This is a genomic window from Terriglobia bacterium, from assembly GCA_036496425.1.
Taxonomy (GTDB): domain Bacteria; phylum Acidobacteriota; class Terriglobia; order 20CM-2-55-15; family 20CM-2-55-15; genus 20CM-2-55-15.
Window position 1 is genome coordinate 1 of the sequence record DASXLG010000004.1, and the last position, 9234, is coordinate 9234.

Sequence of the window (9234 nt, forward strand, 5' to 3'; positions counted from 1 at the left end):
TGGTCGCCGGCCCCAAGATGACCATATCTTTCACGACCAGCGGCGCGACGTTATATTGATAGCCTTTTTGCCACTTGGTCATTTCTTTGTCCCAGATCACGCGGCCGCTTTTCGCATCAATGGCCAACAGATGGCAATCGATGGTCGCCCAGAACAGCGTATCTCCGGCGATCGCCATGCCTTTGTTTACTTCGTAGGCGTTGTAGTACGCCTTGGGATCCAGCGAGTGCGGGAGCTTCCAGAACTCGCGTCCCGTCACGGCATCGAGCGCCACTGCTTCGAGGGCGGTGCCGGTGTACATGATACCGTCGACGACGAGCGGCGTGTTCTCCATCTTCGACTGGTTCTTTTCATTTTTCTGGTAGATGGGATGGTAGACCCACTTCATCTGCAGATTTTTGACGTTGTTTTTGTCGATCTGGTCGAGTGTGCTGTAACGGTGGCTGGCATAGCCACCTGAGTACGTAAGCCAGTTCTGCGGCTCTTTATCGGCGTGAAGGAGACGGTCGTAAGTCACCTGCGCGAGCAGAGAGCCGCCCAAAAAAACGAGTGCCAGGAAAATGAAGCGCGATGCGGTACGAGGGTTCATTGGTATTTGCTAATCCGGAAGTCCGAAGACGTAGAGGCATCCCTGGCCGGTACCGACGATATATTGCTTTCCGTCAACGGCGTAGCTGATGGGGCCGCTCGCATTGGGCCCGCCGAGGTTTGCATGCCACAGAAGCTCGCCAGTGCGGGCGTTTAGAGCGAAGAAATTTCCTTCCATTCCGCCGCCAAAGACCAGGTCACCGGCAGTGGAAAGTACGCCATTTTCGGTGTAGCTCACCATTTTGAAGTCCCATTCCTTGTCGCCGGTCTTCGGGTCGATGGCGCGGATGGCCCCGTATCCTTCATCTTCGGTCTTGTAGTTGGTCAGAGCTCTGTTGGGACGGCGCTGCCGTACGACGCCGGCGGGAAGACGACCGCCTCGGGTATCCATTCCCGTCCCGGTGTAACGTTGGCCTTCTGCCCAGGTGCCCGGGTCGCCTTTCGGCGATCTGCCGCCGGAGTTTTCCCAAGCTGGAATATAGAAGAGCTTGGTGATGGGGCTGTAGGACGGCGGATACCAGTTAGTTCCACCCTGGTTGCCCGGCTCGATGACAAGTCCCCCCATTGGTTTCGGCCAGCGCGCTGGGTCCTTGATCGGCCTGCCAACTTTGTCGAAGCCCAGGTTCCAATTCTGCTTGACGAAATTCTTGCCCAGCAGAAATTCTCCTGTAGTGCGATCGAGCACGTAGAAAAAGCCGTTGCGGTTGGCCCAGAGCATTACCTTGCGCGGCTGGCCTTTCCAATCCATGTTGACGAGTACCGGCACCTGTGTCGAATCCCAATCGTATTCGTCGCCGGGCGTGAACTGGTAGTGCCATTTGAGCTTTCCAGTGTCGGCATCGAGGGCGATGACGGAAGCGGAATAGAGATTATCGCCGGGCGTGCGCGGATCGCCGTTCCAGCCGGGATTCGGGTTGCCGGTGCCCCAGAAAGTCAGGTTCGTTTCCGGGTCGTATGCTCCACCGTTCCAAATAGGACTGCCGCCATGCTTCCAGGATTCGCCCGTCCAGGTTTTGGCCTCCGGCTGGTCGGCCGACGTGGGGGCTGTCCAGAACCGCCAGAGTTCTTTGCCGGTTTTGACGTCATAAGCCGACACCCAGCAATTGGCGCCCGCTTCATTGGTTGCCGGTCCCAGGATCACCATATCTTTCACAATGAGCGGCGCTACGTTGTACTGATAGCCTTTTCTCCAATCGGCCATGAGTTTGTCCCAGATCACGTGTCCGGTCTTCGTATCGATGGCCAGAAGATGGCAATCGATCGTGGCCCAGAACAGCGTATCGCCGCTGATGGCCATGCCCTTGTTGACCTCATAAGCGTTGTAGTAGGCTTTGGGGTCGAGAGGGTGCGGCAGCTTCCAGAACTCGCGTCCCGTGACGGCGTCGAGTGCAACCGCCTCGAGGGCCGTGCCGGTGTACATAATGCCATTCACGACGATAGGCGTGTTTTCCATTTTGGACTGGTTATTGCCCGTTTTGACGTAGATGGGGTGGTACACCCATTTCATCTGCAGATCTTTCACGTTCTTGCTATTGATCTGGCTGAGCGGGCTGAAACGGTTGCCGTTATAGCCGCCCGAGTAGGTGAGCCAGTTCTGCGGCTCCTGATCGGCGTGGAGTAGGCGGTCAAAAGTGACTTGAGCGGGCAAAAGGCCTGCCGCTAAAAGGGTTGACAGGAGCAAGCGTGTTTTCATGGCTTAATCGGTCTTTCAATCTTCTGGGATATATAATACGCCCTTGTGGGGAAATATGGTACGCCGTCTTAGAAAATAACTGGCTACCGAAGAATTCTGTAGAGATTGCTGTAGTTGTCGGTCCATGGTCGCAGACCGGGAATAAGCTCGATGAGCTTGGCGGCGGGTGCGATGCTGGGCAGATTGAAGAAACCGTGGCGGGAAGTAATGAGGACCCAGTCGGACGACGATTCCTCGTTCGTCTTGTTTCCATCGAAGGAGACCAGCATCGCGAGCTTTCGGTTTTCGAGCGCGGCGAGGGCGACGACTGGGGCTAGAGAGAGATATTTGTTCGAGACATGCACGGCCAGGATGCCGTCGGGCTGCAAGTGGCGCCAATACAATTGGAACGCCTCGCGGGTAAGCAGATGGACGGGAATGGAATCGCCTGAGAATGCGTCGACGGCCAGAATGTTGAATTGCTGCGGCGGTTCGCGTTCGAGCGAGAGTCTGGCGTCACCCCGAATAATGGCGTGCGGGGCGGGGCAATCCTTCAGGAACGTGAACTGAGTTGTGGCGATTCTTACAACATTCGGATTGATTTCGTAGAACGAGTAGCGATCGATCGGCCGCGCGTAGGCAGCTAGCGTTCCCGCGCCCAAGCCGATCACGCCGACGTTGAGCAGTCCTTGCTGCATGAGAGCAGTGAGCGCACGGCCGATGCCGGAATCGTGAGCGTAGTAGGTGGTCGGGTAGCGCCGATTCCGCTGCCACAGGAACTGCTCGCCGTGATCGATCATGCCGTTGCGGAGCACGCGCACGGGTCCCATGGCACGCGGCATCGTGTTGTCGTAGACGACCAGCGAACCGTAGAAATTACGGACCAGCAGACGGGAGTAGGCGAACGAGTTCCAGGTTTCGCGCGCGAGAATACCGATGAACCCAAACGTGAGACCGGCCACGAGAGTGAACAACGTGACCTTTACTGCACGGGCGGTCCACAGCACATACAACAACACGACCGCGGTGAGGGAAAGCACAATGGGCAGGTCATACAGCGCGTTGAAAACGTATGGAGCGGCGAGACCGATGAAGAGGCCGCCCAGCGCGCCGCCCGCGGCAATCATCAGATAAAACCAAGTGAGATGCGCGGGGCCGGGGCGGCGGCGGTACAACTCGCCGTGACACACCATGAAGAGCACAAATGTGGCCGCGGAAAGCAGAGCAATCACAGAAATTCGTTCACCGCCGGAAATCAACCTGGCGGTCACGGGCAGTGCAATGGCGGCCAGTGGAGCGAAGAGCCAGCGGCGATACCAGCGGCCGCTCTCGAAACAGAGTATGAAGCTCAGCAGGTATAGGCTCAAAGGCAAAATCCAGAGGAACGGAATGGCGGCAATGTTTTCGGTCAGGTGGCTGGTGACGGCGAGCAGCAGGGCGGACGGGCAGGCCGCGAGCCCGATCCAAAGCAGACATGCAGATAGACGCGGTGCAGCGATTTGCGGAGTTTCGAGGCGCGGACCATGGGTGCGCAAGGCGATGGCTGCGCACACGACCACGAAGACGCAATAGGCTATCGACCACGTCCAGGCCTGCTGGCCGCTGGTGAAATACGGCTCGACCAGCGCTGGATATGTGAGCAGCCCGAGCATGCACCCCGCATTGGAAATCGCGAAGTAGCGGTACGGCATCGCGCTGCCGCTCGACCGTGAATACCAGGATTGCAGCAGCGGGTTGGTAGAGGAGAGCAGGAACCAGGGCAATCCGATTGTTGCCGCGAGCAGACCCAGAATGCGCCACACCGGATTTGCCAATTCGTTTGATTTCCAGGCAGCCGAAGGCAAAATCGGCAGCCAGAGCAAACTCAGCGCGAGCAAGAGGAGATGAACGATTCGCTGAGTTGCCGGCGATCGTCGATTGAGCCAATGCGCATAGGCGTATCCGCCAAACAGGGTCAATTGGAAGAACAGCAAACAGGCTGTCCATACGGCCGCCGATCCACCGAACCAGGGTAGGATCAGTTTCGCGATCAGCGGCTCGACCTGGAAGAGAAGAAATGCGCTGAGGAGAATGGCGGATCCGAAGACGACCGCCATCGAAATTACTTCCCGCTGCGTTTCACCAGCGGCGTCAATACCAGATTCCGGAACTCGACAGCGCCATGATCGCCTTGCAGTTCGAGCGCGCCTGGTTGACCTTCGTAGGGATCGAAGGCGATGCCGGTGAGGCCATCGATCACGCCTTTTTCGTAGAGCTTCTTTCCGTTGAGGGTGCCGGTGACCTCCATGCCCACCAGGCGAATGTCGAGCGTTTGCCACTCGCCCGCGGGCTTGCCGTAATTGGCCGGCGGCACAATACGCGTGTAGAGCGTGCCTGTGCCGTGGAGGCCGGGCGGCTTGCCAAAATCGTCGATGATCTGCACCTCGTAACGGCCCCGCAATCCGACGCCGCTGTTGCTATGCTCGGCCACGTTGTACTCCACGTGAAGCTCGAAATTCCAATATTTATCGTTCGTGATCAGATCGTCGGCGTGGCCGGTGCTCTTGAGAATTCCTCCGTCGGTCGTCCAGCCTGCGGCTGCATCGGACTTTAGACCCTTCCATCCCGAAAGATCCTTGCCGTTGAAGAGCGTGATGGGTTTGCCTTTGATCCACGAGCCGTCGTCGTGTTCGTTGATGACGGGTGCGCGATGTCCGGTGAATTTCAACTCGCCCTGCGAGCCGGTCATCTCGCCTTCGAGGACGCCGTTGACGTAATTCACGACGTAATCGAGATGATTTCGCTTATCGACCCAGGAGAAGCGCAGCACGCCGTTTTCGATTTTTGGGTCTGGCACGTCATTGAGGCTGCCGCCAGGAAATCCGACGAACCGCCCTTTGACGTCAGCCGTTCCAGCGCCACTTATCTCGAGCCACCACGCCTTGTCGGCGGGCGTCTTATGTACTTCGAGATCCCAGCGGCCGTTAAAGTCCGTGTCGGCGGCGTGGGCGGCGGCCGCCAACACCAGTAGGAGCAGTAATGTGGGACCGGATCTCATTTTGAAGATCTCGCATTCGCGCTGAACCAGTCGGCGCCCGCCTTAGCCACTTGGCCGTCCTGCTCGGCAGCCCCACCGCTGACGCCGATCGCGCCGATGACTTTGCCATCGACGACCAACGGAATGCCTCCCTCGAAGGGCAGGATATCGAGCTTCAGGAGCGCGGTCGCGCCCTTCGCCAGAGCGTCGGCGAAGTCTTTGGTGGGCGACTTAAAAATGACGGCGGAACGCGCTTTCTTTTGAGAAACTTCCAGACTGCCTATGGGCGCGTCGTCCATGCGTTCCAGGCACAGCAGATTGGCTCCGTCGTCGATGACGGAGATCACCATGGCCCAATGATTCGCGAGCGCCTTTTTTTCCGCTGCCTGGGCGATCTCTTTCGCGACTTCGAGAGTGAGGGTCGGTTTGTGCCCGAGATCGGCGGACCAACCATAGCCGCGGGAAAGCAGCAACGCGAGACCACACAGGATTGTTTTTTGAGACAGCATCTTCATAACAATAGACCGAGTGAGGACCCGGTAGCAAGCAGGAGTTAGGAAAGCTCGGCGACCGTGCGACCCTGATATCGCTTGTGAAAGACGCCGTCCCGGATAATCGCGAGCAGAGCGCGGCGGTCTTGCAGCAGGCTGAGATCCAATAGCGGATTTCCATCGACGACAATCAGATCCGCGAGGTATCCTTCGCGTACCCGCCCGAGTTTTTCTCCTGTGTCACCGGCCCAGGCTTCTCCGCCGTAAGCGGTGGCGGCGCGCAATGCTTCCCATGGCGCGAAACCGAAGAGATTCACAAAATGTTCCAGATCGCGCGATTCGGTGCCGTGCGGCAGCCAGGCAAAACCGTAGTCGCCGAACGGCAGGATCTTGATCCCGGCCGCATGCATCTTGCGCATGACCTTGATGCCTTCTTCCAGTTCGCGTTTGTTACCGATCATCTCGGCGACGTCGGTCGTGATGCCCCATTCCGCGGCTTCGTAAGTGGTGTTATAGCGCGCGGCGATCGCCGGCGAGACGTAATGCCGGCGCCGGGCGTTCGCGAGAAGTTCTATAGTTTCGTCGGTCGCGAAGGTTGCATGGAAGATGAATTCCACGCCGAATTTGAGGCACTGGCGCACGGAAGAATCGGCGTGCGCGTGAGCGGCGATCCGCTTGCCGACATTCTGAGCGGTTTCAGTAATCGCCTTGACCTCGTCGTCCGTCATCGGATTGTGATAGCCGGCCATACGCGGATAGCAAAAGCTATCGCCTGAGTTGTTGAACTTGATCAGGTCCACGCCTTCGCGCACCAGCATCCTGGTTACTTTGCGGAACTCGTCCGGGCCGTCGCAGATGATCGATATCGAAGGATGTTGCTGATTGAGCTGGTTGTCGTCGGCGAGACCGCCCGTAACGGTGAGTTCCGGCGAGCCGGCAAGCATCCGGGGTCCTGGGATTTTTCCCGCATTGATTTCGTTCCGGATCACGACATCTAGCCGGGGCTTCGCCGAGGCCGCGCCGATTAGCGAGGTGAATCCCATATCGAGTGCGAGCTTAGCGTTATGCATGGTGAAGAGAACGTGCTCTTCGACAGGCATGCCGGTGAGTTCCGCGACAGTCGTTCCGTTGTTGTAGGTCAGGTGCGAGTGAGTGTTGATGAGACCTGGCATCAACGTGGCGCCCCCCAGATCGATCACTTCCCGCCCGGCGCGCGGCAGACGCTCGTTCGGAGCCGCGACGGACACAATGCGATCGCCTTCGACAGCGACTTCGCCGGGCCTGAGTTTTTCTTCGGTGCCCTCGAATATCACAGCATTCGTGAACAATATTCCTGGCATGACGTTCTCCAGTTAAGCAGTCTTCTTCCGATTGCGGGCCGCAAAAAGCGACATGGCGTAGTTCACTTGTTTAGGACGCTCGATGGGCGCCCAATGTCCGCAGCCCGTGAGTATTTGAAGCTCCGCTCCACGGATTGCGCTCATGAGGGCACGCGCCACCGCTACAGGCGCAGTGCGATCTTCGTCTCCGGTGAGCAGCAGCACCGGACAATCGATCGCGCCGAGATCCGCCGCCACCGCATCCGCCAAAGCTTCGCAGTTTCGCGCATAACCTTCAGGATTCTGCGCCATCAGGCTCTCGCGAGCGAATGCGACGGCCGTGGGCGTATTGACTTTCGTGTCCGCGGATGTTCCGGCGGCGGCGACCGCATCGGCAATTCCACGCATGCCCTCCGACCGCGCCTTCGCCGCTCTATCGCGCAATGCGTTGCGGGCGGGCTCTGGCGGCTCGGAAAACGCTCCGACAAGGACCATGCTGGCAATTCGGTCGGGCGTTTTCGCCGCGAGATGCTGGCAAACGATCGTCCCCATCGAGTGTCCGGCTAAATGCACGCGCTTTGCGCCGGTTTGCTCAATAACGCTCAACAGGTCTTCAACGTGGCTTGCGATCGAGATGTTTTCCGCAAGCGGTGATCGGCCGGAGCCGGCAAGATCGAAACAGAACAGGCGGAGATCGCGTTTGAGCACCTGAGTCTGCGGGTGCCAGGTGTTTACGCTTCCCCCCAGCCCGGGCACCAGAACCAGCGGTTCTCCTTTTCCGCCCGCCTCTTCCACAAATAATTGTCGAGTCGTCCCACTCATGCGTTTGCTTGTTTCTCCGTCTTCTTTATTTGTCTGACCCGATTCACGATCGATCCAATACCTTCGATCGCACATTCTACGACGTCGCCGTCCTTTAGAAAGCGTGGCGGGTCGAAGCCGATACCTACTCCCTCGGGAGTGCCGGTCGAGATCACGTCGCCTGGCGCGAGCGTGACACTGATCGAGATCTTTTCAATCAGCGTGGCTACGTCGAAGATCAGATCCGCCGTGATGGCGTTCTGCCGCAATTCGCCGTTGACACGGCACGTGACGCGGGTTGCATCGAGATTGATTTCGTCCTTGCTCACTATCCACGGGCCCATCGGGCAGAATCCGTCAATGGCCTTCCCGAGAAACCATTGCTTGTGTTTCCGCTGCAGATCGCGAGCCGTGACATCGTTGACGATCGTATAACCGAACACGTGGTCCATGGCCGACTCGCGCGAAATCATGCGGCCGCCGCGGCCGATGATGATAGCGAGTTCGGCCTCGTAGTCTACGGATTCATCGATTCCAGGCCAGAGCGGAATGTCGGCGTAGGGGCCGGAAATCGAACTGGAGGGTTTCGTGAAGATAATCGGTTCGGCTGGAATGTCGCTGTCGGCGGTCGCGTCGAAGCCGCTGCGGTGGAATTCCCGCGCGTGCGCCCGATAATTTTTCCCGACGCACATGATGTTGTGAGGCGGCGTGGAGAGCGGAGCAAGCAACTGCTCGCGCTTGAAACCTACTCCACGCTGCGGGTCGATCTTTGGAGTACAGCCTTTGGTGAGATCTGAGATTGCGCTTACAACGCTTGCGTTCTCGATCGGCCAGCAAAGCATCTGCTCCGGATCGACGATGACCGTGCGAGTCTGTCGATCCATCGAGTCGTTGATCAATATGGATGCAAGCTTCATACGGTGATCAGGCCGCCGATTTTGGGATTCAACTCGATCGTGACATCTTTATACTCGTCGATCAAACCGGCGTTGTGCATCTGCCATGCAATCGGACCTACTTTGCCAGCCGCGGGATCCTTGAAAGCAAGTACTTCGACGGCTTTGGCGCCGGGAGGCTGAGCGACAGCCATGCGAGCGGTTCCATTGGCGGCATCCGCCAGGATTTCGACCCGGCTCCAGGCGTGCACGTCGAACTGAGGTTTGGTCACGGCAGTAAACTCCTGGCCGCCGCTGTTGTTCATTCCCTGACGATAGTCCCAATGTCCGCCCCTGGGCACTTGAAACTGAATTCCGCCGAGAGCGTCGAGCGGCTTTTCTTCCGGTTGCGGACGTGTGCAGAAAATGAGAACGCAGGCCTGATGGTCCGGGTTTCCCGAGACGTGCCTCA

At 58.3% G+C, this 9234-nt stretch carries 9 protein-coding genes; all 9 read right to left on the minus strand.

Annotation, left to right across the window (positions count from 1 at the left end):
* A partial coding sequence (locus VGK48_00120) for a PQQ-binding-like beta-propeller repeat protein (protein HEY2379556.1) occupies positions 1-589 on the minus strand: 589 nt, incomplete at its 3' end.
* Positions 590-598: 9 nt separating this feature from the next.
* Positions 599-2281, minus strand: coding sequence for a PQQ-dependent dehydrogenase, methanol/ethanol family (locus VGK48_00125; GenBank protein ID HEY2379557.1), 1683 nt, complete (start codon positions 2279-2281; stop codon positions 599-601).
* Positions 2282-2364: 83 nt separating this feature from the next.
* Positions 2365-4356, minus strand: a complete 1992-nt coding sequence (locus VGK48_00130; GenBank protein ID HEY2379558.1) for a fused MFS/spermidine synthase — start codon at positions 4354-4356, stop codon at positions 2365-2367.
* A gap of 5 nt (positions 4357-4361) precedes the next feature.
* Positions 4362-5297, minus strand: coding sequence for a DUF1080 domain-containing protein (locus VGK48_00135; GenBank protein HEY2379559.1), 936 nt, complete (start codon positions 5295-5297; stop codon positions 4362-4364).
* Entirely contained in the window at positions 5294-5791 is a 498-nt protein-coding gene (locus tag VGK48_00140) for a heme-binding protein (protein ID HEY2379560.1), read from the minus strand. Before VGK48_00140 ends, VGK48_00135 begins: the two co-directional genes overlap by 4 nt.
* Positions 5792-5829: 38 nt before the next feature.
* Complete coding sequence (locus tag VGK48_00145; GenBank protein HEY2379561.1) at positions 5830-7107, minus strand: amidohydrolase family protein; 1278 nt, start codon at positions 7105-7107, stop codon at positions 5830-5832.
* A 12-nt stretch (positions 7108-7119) separates the two neighbouring features.
* Positions 7120-7908: an alpha/beta hydrolase gene (locus tag VGK48_00150; protein ID HEY2379562.1), complete on the minus strand. Its 789-nt coding sequence runs from the start codon at positions 7906-7908 to the stop codon at positions 7120-7122.
* Positions 7905-8804, minus strand: coding sequence for a fumarylacetoacetate hydrolase family protein (locus VGK48_00155; GenBank protein ID HEY2379563.1), 900 nt, complete (start codon positions 8802-8804; stop codon positions 7905-7907). Before VGK48_00155 ends, VGK48_00150 begins: the two co-directional genes overlap by 4 nt.
* Positions 8801-9234, minus strand: a 434-nt coding sequence (locus VGK48_00160; protein ID HEY2379564.1) for a hypothetical protein, incomplete at its 5' end; no start/stop codon positions are given. The genes VGK48_00160 and VGK48_00155, both read right to left, overlap by 4 nt.

What these genes read in the sequence shown, in the direction of transcription:
- VGK48_00125 (HEY2379557.1), bottom strand. Translation starts at nt 2,281, where the DNA reads ATGAAAACACGCTTGCTCCTGTCAACCCTTTTAGCGGCAGGCCTTTTG.
- VGK48_00130 (HEY2379558.1), bottom strand. Translation starts at nt 4,356, where the DNA reads ATGGCGGTCGTCTTCGGATCCGCCATTCTCCTCAGCGCATTTCTTCTC.
- VGK48_00135 (HEY2379559.1), bottom strand. Translation starts at nt 5,297, where the DNA reads ATGAGATCCGGTCCCACATTACTGCTCCTACTGGTGTTGGCGGCCGCC.
- VGK48_00140 (HEY2379560.1), bottom strand. Translation starts at nt 5,791, where the DNA reads ATGAAGATGCTGTCTCAAAAAACAATCCTGTGTGGTCTCGCGTTGCTG.
- VGK48_00145 (HEY2379561.1), bottom strand. Translation starts at nt 7,107, where the DNA reads ATGCCAGGAATATTGTTCACGAATGCTGTGATATTCGAGGGCACCGAA.
- VGK48_00150 (HEY2379562.1), bottom strand. Translation starts at nt 7,908, where the DNA reads ATGAGTGGGACGACTCGACAATTATTTGTGGAAGAGGCGGGCGGAAAA.
- VGK48_00155 (HEY2379563.1), bottom strand. Translation starts at nt 8,804, where the DNA reads ATGAAGCTTGCATCCATATTGATCAACGACTCGATGGATCGACAGACT.